Here is a 19,852-nt window from a genome sequence, read left to right on the forward strand (position 1 = left end):
TGAGCCAGCCTGTGGAGAGTTCGATGCAGGATCGCAATTTTGATGACATTGCTGAAAAGTTTTCCCGTAACATTTACGGCACGACCAAAGGACAACTGCGGCAAGCCATTCTGTGGCAAGACCTGGATCGCGTGCTGGAGGAGATTGGCGGGCGAAAACTGCGGGTACTGGATGCCGGCGGCGGCGAAGGGCAAACGGCGATTAAGATGGCGGAGCGCGGTCATCAGGTGACATTATGCGATCTGTCTGGCGAAATGATCGCCCGCGCGCAGCAGGCGGCCGAGGCAAAAGGTGTGAGCAAAGACATGCATTTTATACAATGCCCGGCTCAGAATGTCGCTTCGCATTTGGAAAGCCCGGTTGATCTGATATTGTTTCATGCTGTGCTGGAGTGGGTGGCCGATCCTGTCGGCGTATTAGAAACGCTCTGGTCAGTATTGCGTCCTGGCGGCGCATTGTCGTTGATGTTCTATAACGCTAATGGTTTGCTGATGCACAATATGGTGGCGGGTAATTTTGACTACGTGCAGGCGGGGATGCCTAAACGCAAGAAGCGTACACTGTCGCCTGACTATCCGCGCGATCCCGCTCAGGTGTACCAGTGGCTGGAGGCGATTGGTTGGCAGATTACCGGTAAAACCGGCGTCCGTGTGTTTCATGATTATCTGCGTGAAAAGCGCCAACAGCGTGACTGTTATGAGACATTGGTCGAACTGGAAACGCGTTATTGCCGCCAGGAGCCGTATATTAGCCTTGGGCGTTATATTCATGTCACCGCGATTAAAAGCCCGGCTCTAGCCGCAGATGCAAGGATAACCTATGAGTGAAATTTCCCAGACAGTCCCCGAACTGGTTGCCTGGGCCAGAAAAAACGACTTTTCCATCTCGCTGCCGGTAGACAGACTCTCCTTTCTGCTGGCGGTCGCTACGCTGAACGGTGAACGCCTTGACGGCGAGATGAGTGAAGGCGAACTGGTGGATGCGTTTCGCCATGTGAGTGATGCGTTTGAGCAAACCAGCGAAACCATCGGCGTGCGCGCCAATAACGCGATTAACGATATGGTGCGTCAACGTCTGCTGAACCGCTTTACCAGCGAGCAAGCGGAAGGCAATGCGATTTACCGATTAACGCCGCTGGGAATTGGCATCACCGATTATTATATCCGCCAGCGGGAGTTTTCTACGTTACGTCTCTCCATGCAACTATCGATTGTAGCTGGCGAATTGAAACGCGCGGCGGACGCGGCACAAGAGGGCGGCGATGAGTTCCACTGGCACCGTAATGTTTACGCGCCGCTAAAATATTCGGTGGCGGAAATTTTCGACAGTATCGATCTGACTCAGCGCATCATGGATGAGCAGCAGCAGCAGGTAAAAGATGATATCGCACAGTTGCTGAATAAAGACTGGCGCGCGGCAATTTCGAGTTGTGAACTGCTGCTTTCCGAAACCTCCGGTACGCTGCGTGAATTGCAGGATACGCTGGAAGCGGCGGGCGATAAGCTGCAGGCTAACCTGCTGCGCATTCAGGATGCCACGATGTCTCACGACGATCTGCATTTTGTCGACAGGCTGGTTTTTGACCTGCAAAGTAAACTTGACCGCATTATCAGTTGGGGACAGCAGTCTATCGATTTATGGATCGGCTACGACCGTCACGTACATAAATTTATCCGCACCGCGATCGATATGGATAAAAATCGCGTCTTCGCCCAGCGTTTGCGTCAGTCTGTGCAAACGTATTTCGACGATCCGTGGGCGCTAACCTACGCGAGTGCCGATCGTCTGCTGGATATGCGCGATGAAGAGATGGCGTTGCGTGACGATGAAGTCACCGGGGAGTTGCCGCCGGATCTGGAATATGAAGAGTTTAACGAGATCCGCGAGCAACTGGCGGCCATCATTGAAGAACAACTGGCTATCTACAAAACCAGACAAACGCCACTGGATCTTGGACTGGTGGTGCGCGAGTATCTGGCGCAATACCCGCGCGCGCGTCATTTTGACGTGGCGCGCATTGTTATCGATCAGGCGGTACGTCTTGGCGTAGCGCAAGCAGATTTCACCGGACTGCCAGCCAAATGGCAGCCGATTAATGATTACGGAGCCAAGGTACAGGCGCATGTCATTGACAAATATTGAACAAGTGATGCCGGTCAAGCTGGCGCAGGCGCTGGCGAATCCGTTATTTCCGGCGCTGGATAGCGCATTGCGTGCGGGCCGTCACATTGGACTGGACGAACTGGATAATCATGCCTTTCTGATGGATTTCCAGGAATACCTGGAAGAGTTTTACGCGCGTTATAACGTGGAACTGATTCGCGCGCCGGAAGGTTTTTTCTACCTGCGTCCGCGTTCCACCACGCTGATTCCTCGTTCGGTGCTATCTGAACTGGATATGATGGTCGGTAAAATTCTCTGTTACCTCTATCTTAGTCCGGAACGCCTGGCGAACGAAGGGATCTTTACCCAACAGGAGCTGTACGACGAGCTGCTCACCCTGGCGGACGAAGCCAAGCTGCTGAAGCTGGTGAATAACCGTTCGACGGGATCTGACGTCGATCGCCAGAAACTACAGGAAAAGGTACGCTCTTCTTTGAACCGTCTGCGTCGTTTGGGCATGGTGTGGTTTATGGGTCATGACAGCAGCAAATTCCGCATTACAGAATCCGTCTTCCGTTTTGGCGCGGATGTACGTACCGGAGACGATCCTCGCGAGGCGCAGCGTCGCCTCATCCGCGACGGGGAAGCGATGCCGATTGAAAACCATCTGCAGCTCAATGATGAGACCGAAGAGAATCAGCCGGACAGTGGAGAGGATGAATAATGATTGAACGCGGTAAATTTCGCTCGCTAACGCTGATTAACTGGAACGGTTTTTTTGCCCGCACCTTTGACCTGGATGAATTGGTCACAACGTTATCCGGGGGCAACGGCGCCGGCAAATCCACGACGATGGCGGCGTTCGTCACGGCGCTGATTCCGGATCTCACATTACTGCACTTTCGTAACACCACGGAAGCCGGCGCCACCAGCGGTTCGCGCGATAAAGGCCTGCACGGTAAGCTGAAGGCGGGCGTTTGTTACTCCATGCTCGACACCATTAATTCCCGCCATCAGCGGGTGGTGGTCGGCGTGCGTCTGCAGCAGGTCGCCGGGCGCGATCGCAAAGTGGACATTAAACCGTTCGCTATTCAGGGACTGCCGATGTCGGTACAGCCGACGCAACTGGTGACAGAGACCTTAAACGAACGTCAGGCGCGCGTACTGTCGCTTGCTGAGCTGAAAGACAAGCTTGACGAGATGGAAGGCGTGCAGTTTAAGCAGTTTAACTCCATCACCGATTATCATTCGCTGATGTTTGACTTAGGGATTATCGCTCGTCGTCTGCGCTCAGCGTCGGATCGCAGTAAATTCTATCGTTTGATCGAGGCCTCGCTGTACGGCGGGATCTCCAGCGCTATTACCCGATCGCTACGCGATTATTTATTGCCGGAAAACAGCGGCGTGCGCAAGGCGTTCCAGGATATGGAAGCGGCGTTGCGCGAGAACCGGCTCACGCTGGAAGCGATTCGCGTTACCCAATCCGATCGCGATCTGTTTAAGCATTTGATCAGCGAAGCTACCGATTATGTGGCTGCAGATTATATGCGCCATGCTAATGAGCGTCGGGTTCATCTTGATCAGGCGCTGGCGTTTCGACGCGAACTGTACACATCGCGTAAGCAACTGGCGGCGGAGCAGTATAAGCATGTCGATATGGCGCGTGAGCTGGGCGAGCATAACGGCGCCGAAGGCTCCCTTGAAGCGGATTACCAGGCGGCGAGCGATCACCTGAACCTGGTGCAAACCGCGCTGCGCCAGCAGGAAAAAATTGAGCGTTATGAAGCGGATCTTGAAGAGCTGCAGATTCGACTCGAAGAGCAAGACGAAGTGGTGGCGGAAGCCGCCGAAATGCAGGAAGAAAATGAAGCGCGTGCCGAAGCTGCCGAGCTGGAAGTCGATGAACTCAAAAGCCAGCTTGCGGATTACCAGCAGGCGCTGGATGTACAGCAAACGCGCGCGATTCAGTATAACCAGGCGATATCAGCGCTCGCCCGCGCCAGAGAGCTTTGCCATCTGCCGGATCTAACGCCGGAAAGCGCCGCCGAATGGCTGGATACTTTCCAGGCAAAAGAACAGGAAGCCACGGAAAAACTGCTTTCTCTGGAACAAAAAATGAGCGTGGCGCAAACCGCGCATAGTCAGTTTGAGCAGGCTTACCAACTGGTTGCGGCGATCAACGGCCCGCTGGCGCGTGGAGAAGCCTGGGACGTGGCGCGCGAGCTGTTGCGGGACGGCGTAAACCAGCGTCACCTGGCGGAACAGGTACAGCCGCTGCGAATGCGCCTGAGCGAGCTGGAACAGCGGCTGCGCGAGCAACAAGAGGCGGAACGTCTGTTGGCGGAGTTCTGTAAACGCCAGGGCAAAAATTTTGATATTGACGAACTGGAAGCGCTGCATCAGGAGCTTGAAGCGCGTATAGCGGCGCTATCAGACAGCGTGGCTAACGCCAGTGAACAGCGTCTGGCGCTGCGTCAGGAGCAGGAGCAGCTTCAGTCGCGTATTCAACATCTGATGCAGCGGGCGCCCGTCTGGCTGGCGGCGCAAAACAGCCTTAACCAGCTTAGCGAACAGTGCGGCGAGACTTTTTCATCCAGCCAGGAAGTGACCGAATACCTGCAACAACTGCTGGAGCGTGAGCGCGAGGCTATTGTCGAACGCGACGAAGTGGGCGCGCGTAAGAATGCGGTTGATGAAGAGATAGAACGTTTAAGCCAGCCGGGCGGCGCGGAAGATCAGCGATTGAATACGCTGGCGGAGCGTTTTGGCGGGGTTCTGCTGTCGGAAATCTACGATGATGTCAGTCTCGAAGATGCGCCGTATTTTTCCGCACTGTATGGCCCGTCGCGCCATGCGATTGTCGTACCGGATTTATCGCAAATTGCCGAACAGCTTGAGGGGCTGACTGATTGCCCGGAAGATCTGTACCTGATCGAAGGCGATCCGCAGTCTTTTGATGACAGCGTATTCAGCGTTGACGAGCTGGAAAAAGCGGTGGTAGTGAAAATTGCTGACCGTCAGTGGCGTTATTCGCGCTTCCCGTCGCTGCCTATTTTTGGCCGTGCGGCGCGCGAAAACCGTATTGAAAGCCTCCATGCGGAACGGGAAGTGCTTTCCGAACGCTTTGCGACGCTCTCGTTTGATGTGCAGAAAACTCAGCGTTTGCACCAGGCGTTCAGCCGTTTTATCGGTAGCCATCTTTCCGTCGCCTTTGAGGACGATCCGGAAGCGGAAATTCGCCGACTGAACGGACGTCGCGTCGAGCTGGAGCGCGCGCTGGCGACGCATGAAAATGACAACCAGCAGCAACGTCTTCAGTTTGAGCAAGCGAAAGAGGGCGTTTCTGCGCTTAACCGTTTGCTGCCGCGGCTGAATTTATTGGCCGATGAAACGCTGGCCGATCGGGTCGATGAAATTCAGGAGCGGCTGGATGAGGCGCAGGAAGCGGCGCGATTCGTCCAGCAGTATGGCAACCAGTTAGCCAAACTGGAGCCGGTGGTTTCCGTTCTGCAAAGCGATCCTGAACAGTTCGAACAGTTAAAAGAAGATTATGCGTGGTCGCAGCAAATGCAGCGCGACGCGCGCCAGCAGGCTTTTGCGCTCGCGGAAGTCGTCGAACGTCGGGCGCATTTCAGCTATTCCGACTCGGCGGAAATGCTGAGCGGCAACAGCGATCTCAACGAAAAGCTGCGCCAGCGGCTGGAGCAGGCGGAAGCCGAGCGTACCCGCGCTCGCGAAGCGTTGCGCAGCCACGCTTCGCAGTTAAGTCAGTACAGCCAAGTTCTGGCCTCGCTAAAAAGTTCTTACGACACGAAAAAAGAGCTGCTTAACGATTTGCAACGTGAATTACAGGATATTGGCGTTCGCGCCGACAGCGGGGCGGAAGAGCGCGCCCGCCAGCGTCGGGATGAACTGCACGCCCAGTTGAGCAATAACCGTTCGCGTCGCAACCAGCTTGAGAAAGCGCTTACCTTCTGCGAAGCGGAGATGGATAACCTGACCCGCAAGCTGCGCAAGCTGGAGCGCGATTATCATGAAATGCGCGAGCAGGTCGTGACCGCGAAAGCCGGTTGGTGCGCGGTCATGAGGATGGTTAAAGACAATGGCGTGGAACGTCGTCTGCACCGTCGTGAGCTGGCCTATCTGTCGGCAGATGAACTGCGCTCCATGTCGGATAAGGCGTTGGGCGCGCTACGCCTGGCGGTCGCGGATAACGAACATCTGCGCGACGTGCTGCGCCTGTCGGAAGATCCGAAACGCCCTGAACGCAAAATCCAGTTCTTTGTGGCCGTTTACCAGCATCTACGCGAACGTATTCGTCAGGATATTATTCGTACCGACGATCCGGTTGAAGCCATTGAACAGATGGAGATTGAACTGAGCCGTCTGACGGAAGAACTGACGTCGCGTGAACAAAAGCTGGCGATCAGTTCCCGCAGCGTGGCGAACATTATCCGCAAGACTATCCAGCGCGAGCAGAACCGTATCCGAATGCTTAACCAGGGCTTGCAAAGCGTCTCGTTTGGCCAGGTCAATAGCGTGCGGTTAAACGTCAACGTGCGTGAAACACATGCCACTCTGCTGGACGTGCTTTCAGAGCAGCAGGAGCAGCACCAGGATTTGTTTAACAGTAATCGTCTGACCTTCTCCGAAGCGCTGGCGAAACTGTACCAGCGCCTGAATCCGCAGATCGATATGGGGCAACGCACGCCGCAGACCATCGGCGAGGAGTTGCTGGACTACCGTAATTATCTGGAAATGGAAGTCGAAGTTAACCGTGGGTCTGACGGCTGGCTACGTGCGGAATCCGGCGCGTTGTCGACCGGGGAAGCAATCGGGACCGGGATGTCGATTCTGGTGATGGTGGTACAAAGCTGGGAAGACGAAGCGCGCAGACTGCGTGGGAAAGATATTTCGCCATGTCGTCTGCTGTTCCTCGATGAAGCGGCGCGTCTGGATGCGCGGTCTATCGCCACGTTGTTTGAGTTGTGCGAACGTTTGCAGATGCAGCTCATCATCGCGGCGCCGGAGAACATCAGTCCGGAGAAGGGCACGACGTATAAACTGGTGCGTAAAGTGTTCCAGAATACTGAGCACGTTCATGTTGTCGGGCTGCGTGGTTTTGCACCGCAACTCCCGGAAACGCTTCCCGGTACGCAGACGGAAGATACACCTTCAGAAGCGAGTTAAACACGGCAGAAACGGTGGCAGGCTTGATGGCGCTTTGCTTATCATGCCTGGATAATTTCCTGAAGTATGGAAATTATCGCTGACTGCAGGTCGGATAAAGCATTTACGCCGCCATCCGGCAAAATAAATTCTGCTTTATCATCAGGCATGGGCGGCGAAAGCCGCCTTTTTCTTTATCCGAAAATCCTCTCCGGGCAGTGCATTTTCTTTAAACATCTTTACATTAGGTTAGGCAAAAGCGTATCGAACTTTATATACTGGAGTTAAGCCTGACGAGTGAGCAGGCTGACTCGTCATACTAAATAGCAGCATTGGTTGAGGTTGACCCGCGGCGCGGGCAGCACGCTCATGCGGAGTATGATAACAAAAACAGGGGGCAAGGGATGTTGCTTAACAAGATGTGTGGTCGTCGTCTGTCGGCAATCAGTTTATGCCTGGCCGTAACATTCGCTCCACTGTTCAATGCGCAGGCCGATGAGCCTGCAATGATACCTGGCGATAGCTCCGCTGCCGCGATTGGCCAGGCGGGCGCGTTAGCGCAACCGCAGAAGCAGTCAGCCGCGACGGCGATTCTGGCTGGGATTCAGCCGCTGCAGGAGGGTGTTTCAGCCGAGAAAGTCCGGGCTGATATACGGTCGCAGCTCCCTTCCGGCTATACGCCGGTCTATATGAGCCAACTGACATTGCTTTATGCTGCGCACGACATGAAGCCTATGTGGGATAATCGCGATGCGGTGAAAGCCTTCCAGCAGCAGTTAGCGGAGGTGGCGATCGCCGGATTCCAGCCGCAGTTTACCGCCTGGGTGGCTTTGTTGACCGACCCTGCCGTAAACGGTATGGCGCGCGATGTCGTGTTGTCAGATGCCATGATGGGCTATCTCCATTTCATTGCGAATATCCCCGTCAAAGGTAACCGCTGGTTATACAGTAACAAACCCTACGTATTAGCGACGCCGCCAGTTTCGGTGATTAACCAGTGGCAAATAGCGCTGGAGGAAGGGCAGTTACCGACATTTGTCGCCAGTCTGGCGCCGCAGCATCCGCAGTATGCGCCTATGCATGAAGCGTTGCTGAAGCTGGTGGCGGATTCTCATCCGTGGCCGCAGTTGACCAATACCGCGACGCTGCGACCGGGACAATGGAGTAACGATGTGCCTGCGCTGCGCGAAATATTACAGCGTACGGGGATGCTGGACGGCGGTCCAAAGATTGCCTTACCCGGCGATGACACCTCTGATAGCGCCGTCGTCAGCCCCTCCGCCGTGGAGGTCGAAACACTGGTGGCGCAGCCGATCGCCGAACAAACGGCCCGTCGTAGCAAGCCGGCTCCGGCGGTACGCGCCGCCTACGATCGTGAACTGGTCGAGGCGGTAAAACGATTTCAGGCATGGCAAGGTCTGGGGGAGGACGGCGTAATTGGCCCGGCAACGCGTAACTGGCTCAATATGACCCCCGCGCAACGCGCAGGCGTACTGGCGCTGAATATCCAACGTTTACGCTTGCTGCCGGCGGAATTATCTACCGGTATTATGGTGAACATTCCCGCTTATTCGCTGGTCTACTATCAGAATGGCAATCAGGTACTGGCTTCGAGGGTAATCGTCGGGCGTCCTGACCGTAAAACACCGATGATGAGCAGCGCGCTGAATAATGTGGTGGTGAATCCGCCGTGGAACGTTCCGCCCACGCTTGCGCGTAAAGACATTTTGCCGAAGGTATGGAATGACCCTGGCTACCTGGAGCGCCATGGTTATACCGTGATGCGCGGCTGGAACAGCAAAGAAGCGATCGATCCGTGGCAGGTTGACTGGGCCACAATTACGCCATCGAACCTTCCGTTCCGCTTCCAGCAGGTGCCGGGCGCGCGAAATTCGCTGGGGCGTTATAAATTTAATATGCCGAGTTCAGATGCGATATATCTGCACGATACGCCCAATCATAATCTCTTTCAGCGTGACGCCAGGGCGTTAAGTTCCGGTTGCGTGCGGGTCAATAAGGCCTCGGAACTGGCGAATATGCTCTTGCAAGATGCAGGCTGGAACGATGCGCGGATCTCCGGCGCCCTGAAGCAAGGTGACACGCGGTATGTGAATATCCGGCAGAACATTCCAGTAAATCTTTACTATCTTACCGCATTTGTCGGCGCAGATGGTCGTATGCAGTATCGTACAGATATTTACAATTACGATCTCACGGCGCGATCCAGCGCACAAATTGTGCCAAAGGTTGAACAATTAATCAGGTAAATGAAGAAGTTCTGGTAAATATGTTGTCCTAATGTTTAGCTTCAACGGGGGCGTTTCGCTGCGACCCCGTCGTTGCTGGGGGAGGGCAATCTTGACGCGGGCTTTATCGCCAGTTAAGGTGCCTTTCGTGCGCCAGAAGTGCATATACAACAACCTTTGAGCCGACCGGGCCGTTCAGAAGCCTGTGTCTGTCGGTATTATACCTGCTTAAAGGTAGAAGTGTATTAACGATAACATTGACCTGTAGACCTGATTATCATGGACAAATTTGACGCTAATCGCCGCAAGCTGCTGGCGCTTGGTGGTGTCGCTCTTGGCGCCGCCATCCTGCCCGCGCCAGCGTTTGCCACACTCTCGACCCCACGCCCGCGTATTTTGACGTTAAACAACCTCCATACCGGAGAGTCAATCAAGGCGGAGTTTTTTGATGGAAGAGCCTATATTCAGGATGAATTAGCAAAGTTAAACCATTTTTTCCGTGACTATCGCGCGAATAAAGTCCGATCAATCGATCCCCGGTTGTTCGACCAACTCTACCGACTTCAGGGGCTGCTAGGGACTCGTAAACCTGTGCAGCTCATCTCAGGCTACCGCTCTCTTGATACCAATAATGAATTACGCGCCCGTAGCAGTGGCGTAGCGAAAAAAAGCTACCATACGAAAGGGCAAGCGATGGATTTTCATATTGAAGGCGTGGCGCTGAGTAATATTCACAAAGCGGCGTTATCTATGGGCGCAGGTGGTGTAGGATATTACCCACGTAGTAACTTTGTGCATATTGATACCGGGCCAGCGCGGCACTGGTAATCAGCGAGGCTTATTCAAAGGAGCAGTATGAACTATCGTATTATTCCGGTCACCGCGTTCTCCCAGAACTGTTCATTAATCTGGTGCGAACAAACCCGGCTGGCGGCGTTGGTCGATCCGGGCGGCGACGCTGAAAAAATTAAACAGGAAGTGGACGCCAGCGGCGTGACGTTGATGCAGATTTTACTCACGCATGGGCATCTCGACCATGTCGGCGCGGCGAGTGAACTGGCGCAGCATTACGGCGTTCCTGTTATCGGTCCGGAAAAAGAAGATGAGTTCTGGCTGCAAGGACTGCCGGCGCAAAGCCGCATGTTTGGTCTGGATGAGTGCCAGCCGCTGACGCCTGACCGTTGGCTGAGCGAAGGCGATCGCATCAGCGTAGGGAATGTGACTTTACAGGTGTTACATTGTCCGGGACACACGCCAGGGCACGTGGTTTTTTTTGATGAACAGTCGCAACTGCTGATCTCCGGAGATGTGATTTTCAAAGGCGGCGTCGGGCGTAGCGATTTTCCTCGCGGCGATCACAATCAGTTGATTGACGTCATTAAGCGTAAACTATTGCCGCTTGGCGATGATGTGACCTTTATTCCTGGTCACGGCCCGCTCTCCACGCTCGGTTACGAGCGTCTGCATAATCCCTTCCTGCAGGATGAGGTGCCGGTCTGGTAAGCCGAATGAAAAAAGCCTGCAAATTGCAGGCTTTTTTGTCGGACACGCCAGCCGACAGGTTTTTACAGTACCGCGACGATGGCTTCACACAGCGGCGCCATATTATCCGGCGTCATCCCTGCCACGTTTACGCGACCAGAAGCCACGGCATAAACGCCAAACTCTTCACGCAGACGCAGCACCTGCTCTTTGGTCAGACCGCTGAATGAGAACATCCCGTTCTGCTTGATAATAAAGCTGAAGTCGCGGTTTGCGCCTTTCTCCTGCAGGGTATTCACGAACAGTTGACGCATACGTTGAATACGCTGGCGCATATCCGTCAGTTCTTGCTCCCAGATGGCGCGCAGGGCGTCATTACTCAGGATAGTCGCGACGATGGACGCACCGTGAGCCGGCGGATTGGAATAGTTAGCGCGAATAGCTGATTTCATCTGGCTAAAGGCGCAATCCACGGTCTCTGCATCGGCGGCAACGAGAGTGCAGGCGCCGACGCGTTCATTATATAAACCGAAGTTTTTTGAGTAGGAGCTGGCGACAATCAGCTCCTTATGCAGCGCGACAAAGGCACGCAGACCTTCCGCATCTTCTTCCAGACCGCGGGCAAACCCCTGGTAAGCGAAATCAAATAGCGGCAGCCAGCCTTTTTCAACGGAAAGCTGAGCCAACGTTTGCCACTGTTCCAGAGTAGGATCAATACCGGTTGGGTTATGGCAGCAGCCGTGGAACAGCACCACATCGCCAGCATGGGCTTCGCTGAGACTTGCCAGCAGCGCATCAAAGTCTAAGGAATGGTTGGCCGCATCGTAATAGTTGTATTCACGCACTTCCAGACCGGCAGAGTTAAAGACACTCTTGTGGTTCGGCCAACTGGGGTTGCTCACCCACACACGTTTTACCGGAGTATTTTTTGCCAGGAAGTCGGCGGCAACGCGTAGCGCGCCGGTACCGCCCGGCGTTTGCGCCGTGCGTGCGCGCTTGTCGTTAATCAGCGCGCTGCCTTTGCCGAACAACAGTTCCTGGGTGCAGCGAGCAAATTCTGGAATCCCGTCAATGCCGAGATAGTTTTTCGTCGTTTCATTTTCCAGTAAATACTGCTCGGCTTTTTTCACGCTGGTGAGCACCGGCGTTTTGCCGGTTTCATCCTTATATACGCCAATGCCAAGGTTAATTTTCCCTGGACGGTCATCGGCGCGAAACAGATCGGCCAGGCCCAAAATCGGGTCGGCAGGAGCGGCGGTTATGTTCTCAAACATGACGAGGTTCCATTGTAGTTACAGAAGGGAAATCCGCTATCAGGTTAACGGCAGATTTACAAAATGCCAACCGTTAGCGCTAAAAAGCCCACCTGTTTTTGAAAGACGCACATTTTCTCTAAGAGACATAAAAAAACAGGACCGAAGTCCTGTTTTTGGGGCATAAAACAAAGGGGTCTGCTGGTCAGAACTGATAAGTAATACCAACAGCCGCCTGATCGTCGGTGCCAACGTAGCTGGAGCTGTAGTCGTTTTTGTCCAGCAGGTTGAAGCGGTAGTCAACCCATACGTTCATGTTTTTGTTGAAGTAGTAAGTCGCGCCCGCCTGAATATATTTCGCCAGGTCGGCCGTGCTGTCAGCGCCGTTCAACTGCTTACCTTTACTCTGCACATATGAGATTGCCGGACGCAGGCCGAAGTCAAACTGGTACTGAGCGACCACTTCAAGGTTCTGCGTTTTATTTGCCATTTCAACGGTATCGGTAACCGTATTTTCAACAATGCTCATATTGCGGGTTTCGGCATATACGGCAGCCAGGTAAACGTTGTTCGCATCATATTTTGCGCCAACGGCCCACGATTCTGCGCGATCGCCATTACCATCGCGATCCTGCTGATCGTTAGTACGCTTGCTGTTGCTATATGCTGCGGTGACGCCAAAACCGTCGAACTCATATGCCATGGTGTAACCTACGCCATCGCCATTCTGAGAGTTGATGCTGTGGTTGTCCTGATTTTTACCCTGATACTGGATACCGAAGGAGAGACCATCCACCAGACCGAAAAAGTCAGAGTTACGGTAGGTCAACAAACCGCCGGCACGGCTGGTCATGTAGTTATCGGTATAGGCGCCGCCCCAGGTTTCGCCGGAGAAGTAGGGCGCCATATCGGTATAGGATTCAACATCGTAAACGATACCGTAGTTACGGCCATAATCGATTGAACCCACTTCCGCGTATTTCAGACCCGCGAAGGCCAGACGGACCAGATTCGAGTTCTGCTGTTCGCCTTCAGCGCGGTCTGCTTTGGTACGGTATTCCCACTGACCGAAACCGGTCAGATCGGTATTAATCTGCGTTTCCCCTTTAAAACCAATCTGGGCATAAGTCTGGTCGGCATTTTTGCTATCGCCGGTCGTTGTCCATACATGACGACCCACAGCCTTACCGTACAGATCCAGTTTATTACCATCTTTATTATAGATTTCTGCTGCGTTTGCGGTTGCAGCAGCCAGCAGGGCAGGGATCACCGCTGCCAGGATTTTGCGCTTCATCATTATTTATTACCCTCATTGGTTTTTTTATATGACACCCGCCACTGCCGCCAATAAAATACGTAAACAAAACTTTACAGAAATATTGATGAGAGTTTGGTGTCTTTATGTGTCTGACAGGCATCTTTCCATTCAAACTAACGTTTCGCTACCGTGAAAGTGCTACAAATATAAAAATTTAGTTTCAAAAAGAAAAAATATGTAAATAAATATTATTTCACGGGGCTTTGTGAACCACATCAAACTTCGCCTGAGTTTTCGTTTTTATTTGTTCTTTTTGCTTTTAGTTATTTGATTTTATTGTTTTTATTATGGCAGGGCACTATTGTGCCTAAAAAAGCAGCAGGGTGGGCCATTTTATAAAAATAGCCATTTGGATGTCCTGATGTCTGAAATGGTGGTGGAAAATTGTGCTATTAGAGCAGAAAAACCTAATCCGCAATAAAATTAAGGGTTAATTTTTGTGTATAAATGTTTTATTGAAATGTAAAGTAACAATATGTTGTAATTCATAGGGTTGTAATTAAATTTGTTTACCTATTGAGAATAAAGCTGACATTTAGTCAGCAAAAAGGCCAACATAGCTGTAATGCCGCTCAGTTAAGGATCGGTTGACCGATCCAGTGGCTGTCTAAGAATCCGGAAATGCTCACCCGTTTCCGGATTTTTTTATGCACACTGGACAGGCTCTTGATCTGGTATCCCGTTACGATTCTCTGCGTAACCCGCTCACTTCTCTGAGAGATTATCTGGACCCGGAACTGATTTCCCGCTGCCTGAACTGGGATACAGGGAGATGAAACAGACGATGCAGCAGAGCAGACTGACGCTGAGAAGTAAAAAACCGGAGCTTGTGGAGCAGGGGCTGTGGGGCGTGTTACTGGCTTATAATCTGATGAGATATCAGATGATTAAAATGGCAGGACATCTGAAAGGGTACTGGCCGAACCATCTGAGCTTCTCAGAATCATGCGGAATGGTTATGAGAATGCTGATGACCCTTCAGGGCGCTTCACCGGGGCGGATCCCGGAGCTGATGCGTGCTCTTGAAAGTATGGGGCAGCTAGTAAAATTACCGACAAGAAGGGAAAGGGCCTTCCCGAGAGTGGCGAAGGAGAGGCCTTGGAGATACCCCACAGCCCCGAAAAAGGGCCAGTCAGTTGCTTAACTGACTGGCATTACAGCATAGCTGGCCTTTAGTGTTTGTTACGTAGAAATTAGAAGCTGGCGTTACGTGGGGTCCGTGGGAATGGAATAACGTCGCGCACGTTTTGCACGCCGGTGACGTAAGCGATAAGGCGCTCAAAGCCCAGGCCAAAGCCGGAGTGCGGTACAGTACCGTAGCGACGTAAGTCGCGATACCACCAGTAATCCTCTTTATTCAGTCCCATTTCCGCCATACGGGCATCCAGCACATCCAGACGCTCTTCACGCTGGGAACCGCCGATGATTTCGCCGATTCCCGGTGCCAGCACATCCATTGCCGCCACGGTTTTGCCGTCTCCGTTAAGGCGCATGTAAAACGCTTTAATCTCTTTCGGATAGTTTTTCACCACCACCGGCGCTTTGAAATGTTCTTCCGCCAGATAGCGTTCGTGCTCGGAAGAGAGATCGACGCCCCAGAACACCGGGTTTTCGAATTTCTTACCACACCTTGCCAGAATAGCGACCGCATCGGTGTAATCCACCTGAGCGAAGTCGGTAGAGACAAAACGCTCCAGACGCGCGATAGCGTCTTTATCCACGCGTTCGGCAAAGAACTTCATGTCATCCGCACGTTCTTCCAGAACCGCTTTAAAAACATATTTCAGCATGGCTTCCGCCAGACGGGCATTATCTTCCAGATCGGCAAATGCGACTTCCGGCTCCAGCATCCAGAACTCCGCAAGGTGGCGGCTGGTGTTAGAGTTTTCCGCGCGGAAGGTCGGCCCAAAGGTATAGATTTTTGACAGCGCGCAGGCATACGTTTCACCGTTTAGCTGGCCGGAGACGGTCAGGAATGACTCTTTGCCAAAAAAGTCTTTGTCAAAATCTACTTTGCCCTGGTCATTACGCGGCAAGTTTTCCAGATCCAACGTTGAGACGCGGAACATTTCGCCAGCGCCTTCGGTATCGGAAGCGGTAATCAGCGGAGTAGAAACCCAAAAGAAGCCCTGCTCATCGAAGAAGCGATGCAGCGCCTGCGCCAGAGTATGGCGTACGCGCGCTACTGCGCCAATCAGGTTGGTGCGCGGGCGCAGATGCGCGACTTCACGCAGATACTCAATGCTATGGCGTTTTGCCGCCATCGGGTAGGTATCTGGATCTTCCACCCAGCCTGCGACCTCTACTTTCGTGGCCTGGATTTCGAAACTTTGTCCCTGTCCCGGCGACGCGACAACCTTACCCGTTACTACAACGGAGCAGCCTGCCGTCAGGTGTAATACTTCTTCATTATAATTGGGCAGAGAATTATTAATTACAGCCTGTACAGGATCAAAGCAGGAGCCGTCATAAACGGCGAGGAAGGAGATGCCAGCTTTTGAATCTCGGCGGGTACGCACCCATCCGCGCACGGTGACTTCTTGGTCAACGGCTACGCGGCCCTGGAGTACGTCGGCTACAGGCACAACGCTCATAATATTCTCTCTGTTAATAGTCGGAAAAAATAAACACTTGTCCACCCGAAATGGGGGGATTCCTATGTTACCTGGCATCTGCAATCAGACAAGCAGAAATCGCAGCTTGAGTGAAAGATTTCGGAAATAAACCTGAAAAAGGAGCCCTGGCTGGCTCCCTGGGTAGAGTTAACTGGCTTTGCGGACCTGGGGGAGATCAAAAGCTTTACGCAGCGCGCGCACAAACGCTTTGTCATGGCAGATCGTTTTACCGGGACTGTCGGAAAGTTTAGCAACCGGTTTCCCGTTACATTCCACGAGCTTAATAACGATATTGAGCGGTTTTACCTGGGGGATATCGCAGGTCAGGCGGGTACCGATGCCGAAACTTAACTGCACGCGAGACGCGAAATGGCGATAAAGTTCGACTGCCTTTTGCAGATCAAGGTTATCTGAAAAGACCAGAGTTTTTGTCATCGGATCAATCCCCAGCTTTTCATAATGGGCTATTGCCTTTTCGCCCCATTCGACAGGATCTCCTGAGTCGTGGCGTAATCCCTGATAATGGCTGGCGAATTCAACGCCGAAATCGCGTAAAAACGCGTCCATCGTGATGCAATCTGTCAATGCGATACCGAGCTGATCCGGATATTCGTTGAGCCAGGCGGCCAATGCGGCACGTTGACTGGTCGCCAGATCCGGACTGATTTGTTGATGCGCCTGGAACCATTCGTGCGCCTGAGTGCCCATCGGCATCAGTGCCAGGCGACGCGCGAGATCATAGTTGCTGGTGCCGACAAACCATGGTTCCTGCTGGAGACGTTTAACAATAGTCTGCTGCACTTCACGGGAGAAACGGCGACGGGTGCCGAAGTCCATCAGGTGGAAGCGGGACATATCGAGATCGGCGGTTAACGCAGTGAAGTCAACCAGCTTACTTTCCAGCGCATCGAGCGCCTGATCCACGCCCGCTTTTGGCGAGCGGTAGTGATGAACCAGTTCACTGATTACAGCCAGCAGCGGCACTTCCCACATAATGACTTCACGCCACGGGCCGGTTAAGCGAATATTGAGCTTGCCATTATCATTGGTGACGCAGACCTGCGCCGGGTCATAGCGAAACTCGCGTAACCAGTCCAGATAATCCGTTTTAAAAAAGGGCAGGCCGGAGAGCCACTGGAACTCGTCCTCCTGGAGGCGCAAGTGCTGCATCGCGTCCACCTGCTCGCGAATAGCATCGGCATAAATACCCAGCAGGTCGTCGCCACGGCAACGAAACTCAGCCGCTACCTGCACATCATAGTAGTGGTGAAAAACGGCTTGCTGCATATGCAACTTATAAGCATCTGTATCCAGCAACGAGTGCAGAACAGGAGAAGCGAATTGTGTCATAGGTGCGCTGTAGCGTCCTCTCACGGGAGCGTTTAGTACAATAAACAACTAAGAAAACCGCTGGAGTATACCTTGTTTAGCGATTTATTGAACCCCGATCACACCATAAGCTGTCTTTAGGGTCGAGCGCATTTCGTGCCTCATGTTATAAAAATGTAGCAGTATCACCCATACCGACCTCAGAACGAAGAACACCTCGTCATTTGATTACGGCACGAAGAGTTCCAATACAACAGGAGGTCATAACCATTCGGCTGGCGAGGCATACAGTAGTGACTCAATCGGCGGAAAAATTCTCGTTCAGCGTAACGGAAATGACCAGTTAACAAGCTGGAATGGTGACCACGCCCATACAACCTGGATTAGTCCTCATGGTCATACCGTGTATATAGTCCACACGGATACGTCGTTACAGTTGATGCAGATGGTAATGCAGAAACCACAGTTAAAAACATTGCATTTAGCTACATAGCGAGGCTGGCATAATGACGTTTAAAATGAGCGATAACGCACAGACAATTAAGATTTATAATCTGCGCTCAGATACAAATGAGTTTATTGGTGCTGGAGATACGTATATTCCTCCGCACACCGGATTACCGGCAATTTGTACGGATATTGCGCCCCTGACATTCCAGCCAGTCATATTGCTGTATTCGATGCTGAAACCAAGGTGTGGATTCTGCAAGAAGACTATCGCGGCGAGACGGTTTACGACACAACAACCGGTAATCAGGTTTACATCACCGAACCCGGCCCGTTGCCCGAAAATGTCACATCAGTTTCACCAGATGGTGAATACCAGAAATGGTATGGATGAAGGATGAGTCTGCGGAAGCTGCGGCCCGGCTTTGTGAGTCTGAAGAGACCAAAAGCTGCCTTTTGCAAATGGCCTCAGGTAAAATTGCGCCGCTTCAGGATGCTGTTGCTCCTGGAATAGCAACAGATGATAAGAAAGCGCGTCTGGATATGTAGGGGCAAATCCAGTGGATACGTCAAATCCTGACTGGCCTGAACAGCCAGTAGTCGTTACTGTGGTAATGCTGGCCACCGTATTTTATTAAAAGTGACCTCGTCTTGCACTCCGCTTAATTGTTGGATACCGAAACAGGGAGCGGTTCAAAGTGGCAGTGATGTTTCATTACGGCAGGCTGAATATGGATTTTTCGCCAGTTATTTACAGTCCCCCTCACTGAAAAGGAAACTAAGGATGTAAAGAATAGCTGCGTGTAGTACCGTCAGCAAAAAATGCCCCCCTGGTTCCTGTTGTAACAGTATAATCATCTCCAAAACTTGCCGACAGAAGTTCATCGCCATTGTTGTCCATGATACAGAAACTCTTCCCTCCATACCGATAACACTGAATATTGTCCGCATAGCCCGGGTAGGCTAATTCCTTAAGACGTTCAAACAGTCTCCTCACATCATCTGGCGTCGTTCCAGGAGATGGATGGCAGATCCGGTAAAGGCAATTCTGTGCTTCAGCCTGATGAGTGGAAAAGAAAAACTCTTTAAACTTATCCCATAAACTCATCTTAGGGAGAGTATCCGAATTGAGTATATCAGAAATTTTTTTCTTGCTTATGCAAGCAGGAAAACAGTTGGAGCCTACATAAAAAGGCATTGTAACCTCACTCAACAAATGTATCTGGGCAACCACGATAGTCCCTACAAACATGTTGTGAATAAGGTAAAAAGATGAATCTTTAACAGGTAGCAGAATAAGATAGCCACCATGATCGGGGAAGACCCGCTGGGGGGCTTCTTCAGCCAAGGCGTGGTGCAGCTCAACCTTTTCGATGATAACGCGCCGCGCGCCGGTAGCGAGAAGCTGATGGAAGTACTGGATCACCTGAATGCAAAGGAAGGCAGGGGGATTTTGATTTCGCTGGGGGAGGGTATCCAGCAACAGTTGGCTATGAAGAGAGATATGCGGTCGTCCCGTATACTACCCGCTATGAAGACCTGCTTCAGGTTAAGTGACAGGTTTAATTAAATCTGCACCCTGATGTTTCACATTTCCGTCAGCACGTGTTACCGCAGCCACGTTGTATGTAAGAACGGGCTGCGGCAAATCGGCGATCGTTCAATCGTGCGAGCATTGAATAGTGGCCAGTCGCGGCGGATTCTACTTGCTCAGGGCGACGAATCAAGGTGCTTAATCTGAAATAGGATATCGCTTATCCTTTGTTTTATGCGCTCCTGGACGATCATTTGTTCGATATTAAAAATTATGAGTTCATGTCATAAAAATGTAGCAAAGAGGCTGTTTGTGTCTGAAAAGATGAACATTCTGCGTAGCGCGATTTACGCAAC

13 protein-coding genes and 4 pseudogenes are annotated in these 19,852 nt (G+C 52.3%); 12 read left to right on the forward strand and 5 right to left on the reverse strand.

Annotation, left to right across the window (positions count from 1 at the left end; all coding sequences use genetic code 11):
- The first annotated feature begins 23 nt into the window (after positions 1 to 23).
- The 7 genes from cmoM to F4V61_RS16600 all read left to right on the forward strand — a co-directional run bounded on the left by cmoM (position 24) and on the right by F4V61_RS16600 (position 11,021).
- Entirely contained in the window at positions 24 to 827 is an 804-nt protein-coding gene (gene cmoM, locus F4V61_RS16570) for a tRNA uridine 5-oxyacetic acid(34) methyltransferase CmoM (RefSeq protein ID WP_001154022.1), read from the forward strand.
- Positions 820 to 2,142: a chromosome partition protein MukF gene (mukF, locus tag F4V61_RS16575; protein WP_058345531.1), complete on the forward strand. Its 1,323-nt coding sequence runs from the start codon at positions 820 to 822 to the stop codon at positions 2,140 to 2,142. Before cmoM ends, mukF begins: the two co-directional genes overlap by 8 nt.
- Positions 2,123 to 2,827, forward strand: coding sequence for a chromosome partition protein MukE (gene mukE / locus F4V61_RS16580; RefSeq protein WP_000060022.1), 705 nt, complete (start codon positions 2,123 to 2,125; stop codon positions 2,825 to 2,827). Before mukF ends, mukE begins: the two co-directional genes overlap by 20 nt.
- Entirely contained in the window at positions 2,827 to 7,293 is a 4,467-nt protein-coding gene (mukB, locus tag F4V61_RS16585; RefSeq protein ID WP_080160837.1) for a chromosome partition protein MukB, read from the forward strand. The genes mukE and mukB overlap by 1 nt, the downstream gene beginning before the upstream one ends.
- Positions 7,294 to 7,676: 383 nt before the next feature.
- Positions 7,677 to 9,539 (forward strand): L,D-transpeptidase, encoded by a 1,863-nt coding sequence (gene ldtD, locus F4V61_RS16590; RefSeq protein WP_080160836.1) that lies wholly within the window; start codon positions 7,677 to 7,679, stop codon positions 9,537 to 9,539.
- 258 nt (positions 9,540 to 9,797) lie between these two features.
- On the forward strand, positions 9,798 to 10,346 hold the full coding sequence (locus F4V61_RS16595) for a YcbK family protein (protein WP_000357049.1): 549 nt from the start codon (positions 9,798 to 9,800) through the stop codon (positions 10,344 to 10,346).
- A gap of 27 nt (positions 10,347 to 10,373) precedes the next feature.
- Positions 10,374 to 11,021 carry an MBL fold metallo-hydrolase gene (locus F4V61_RS16600; protein WP_038396267.1) on the forward strand — a complete coding sequence of 216 codons (648 nt, stop codon included), beginning with the start codon at positions 10,374 to 10,376 and terminating at the stop codon, positions 11,019 to 11,021.
- A gap of 62 nt (positions 11,022 to 11,083) precedes the next feature.
- Here F4V61_RS16600 and aspC read toward each other — a convergent pair whose 3' ends face one another.
- Positions 11,084 to 12,274, reverse strand: coding sequence for an aspartate transaminase (gene aspC, locus F4V61_RS16605; RefSeq protein WP_000462661.1), 1,191 nt, complete (start codon positions 12,272 to 12,274; stop codon positions 11,084 to 11,086).
- 184 nt (positions 12,275 to 12,458) lie between these two features.
- Positions 12,459 to 13,550, reverse strand: a complete 1,092-nt coding sequence (gene ompF, locus F4V61_RS16610) for a porin OmpF (RefSeq protein ID WP_000977712.1) — start codon at positions 13,548 to 13,550, stop codon at positions 12,459 to 12,461.
- Between the two features lie 668 nt (positions 13,551 to 14,218).
- Here ompF and F4V61_RS22630 point away from each other — a divergent pair.
- Together F4V61_RS22630 and F4V61_RS16615 are read left to right on the forward strand one after the other, a co-directional pair.
- The gene (locus F4V61_RS22630; protein WP_012210306.1) at positions 14,219 to 14,347 is read left to right on the forward strand and encodes a hypothetical protein; all 129 of its coding nucleotides are present in this window, start codon (positions 14,219 to 14,221) and stop codon (positions 14,345 to 14,347) included.
- Positions 14,326 to 14,715, forward strand: a pseudogene (locus F4V61_RS16615) (IS4 family transposase); the annotation flags it as partial. The gene F4V61_RS22630 and the pseudogene F4V61_RS16615, both read left to right, overlap by 22 nt.
- Before the next feature lie 49 nt (positions 14,716 to 14,764).
- Here the strand turns inward: F4V61_RS16615 and asnS are convergent.
- Positions 14,765 to 16,165, reverse strand: a complete 1,401-nt coding sequence (gene asnS, locus F4V61_RS16620; RefSeq protein WP_000117861.1) for an asparagine--tRNA ligase — start codon at positions 16,163 to 16,165, stop codon at positions 14,765 to 14,767.
- A gap of 168 nt (positions 16,166 to 16,333) precedes the next feature.
- Positions 16,334 to 17,536: a nicotinate phosphoribosyltransferase gene (gene pncB, locus F4V61_RS16625; RefSeq protein ID WP_012210305.1), complete on the reverse strand. Its 1,203-nt coding sequence runs from the start codon at positions 17,534 to 17,536 to the stop codon at positions 16,334 to 16,336.
- Positions 17,537 to 17,708: 172 nt separating this feature from the next.
- On the opposite strand from pncB, the pseudogene F4V61_RS22480 reads away from it, so the two are divergent.
- Together F4V61_RS22480 and F4V61_RS16635 are read left to right on the forward strand one after the other, a co-directional pair.
- Positions 17,709 to 18,022: pseudogene (locus tag F4V61_RS22480) on the forward strand (phage tail protein); the annotation flags it as partial.
- Positions 18,022 to 18,600 (forward strand): annotated as a pseudogene (locus F4V61_RS16635) (tail fiber assembly protein). The pseudogenes F4V61_RS22480 and F4V61_RS16635, both read left to right, overlap by 1 nt.
- Before the next feature lie 140 nt (positions 18,601 to 18,740).
- Here the strand turns inward: F4V61_RS16635 and F4V61_RS16640 are convergent.
- Positions 18,741 to 19,214: a hypothetical protein gene (locus tag F4V61_RS16640; RefSeq protein ID WP_012210303.1), complete on the reverse strand. Its 474-nt coding sequence runs from the start codon at positions 19,212 to 19,214 to the stop codon at positions 18,741 to 18,743.
- 75 nt (positions 19,215 to 19,289) lie between these two features.
- Here F4V61_RS16640 and F4V61_RS16645 point away from each other — a divergent pair.
- A pseudogene (locus F4V61_RS16645) lies at positions 19,290 to 19,519 on the forward strand (DUF4113 domain-containing protein); the annotation flags it as partial.
- Between the last annotated feature and the right edge of the window lie 333 nt (positions 19,520 to 19,852).

Source organism: Salmonella enterica subsp. arizonae, from assembly GCF_008692845.1.
GTDB classification, from domain to species: Bacteria; Pseudomonadota; Gammaproteobacteria; order Enterobacterales; family Enterobacteriaceae; genus Salmonella; species Salmonella arizonae.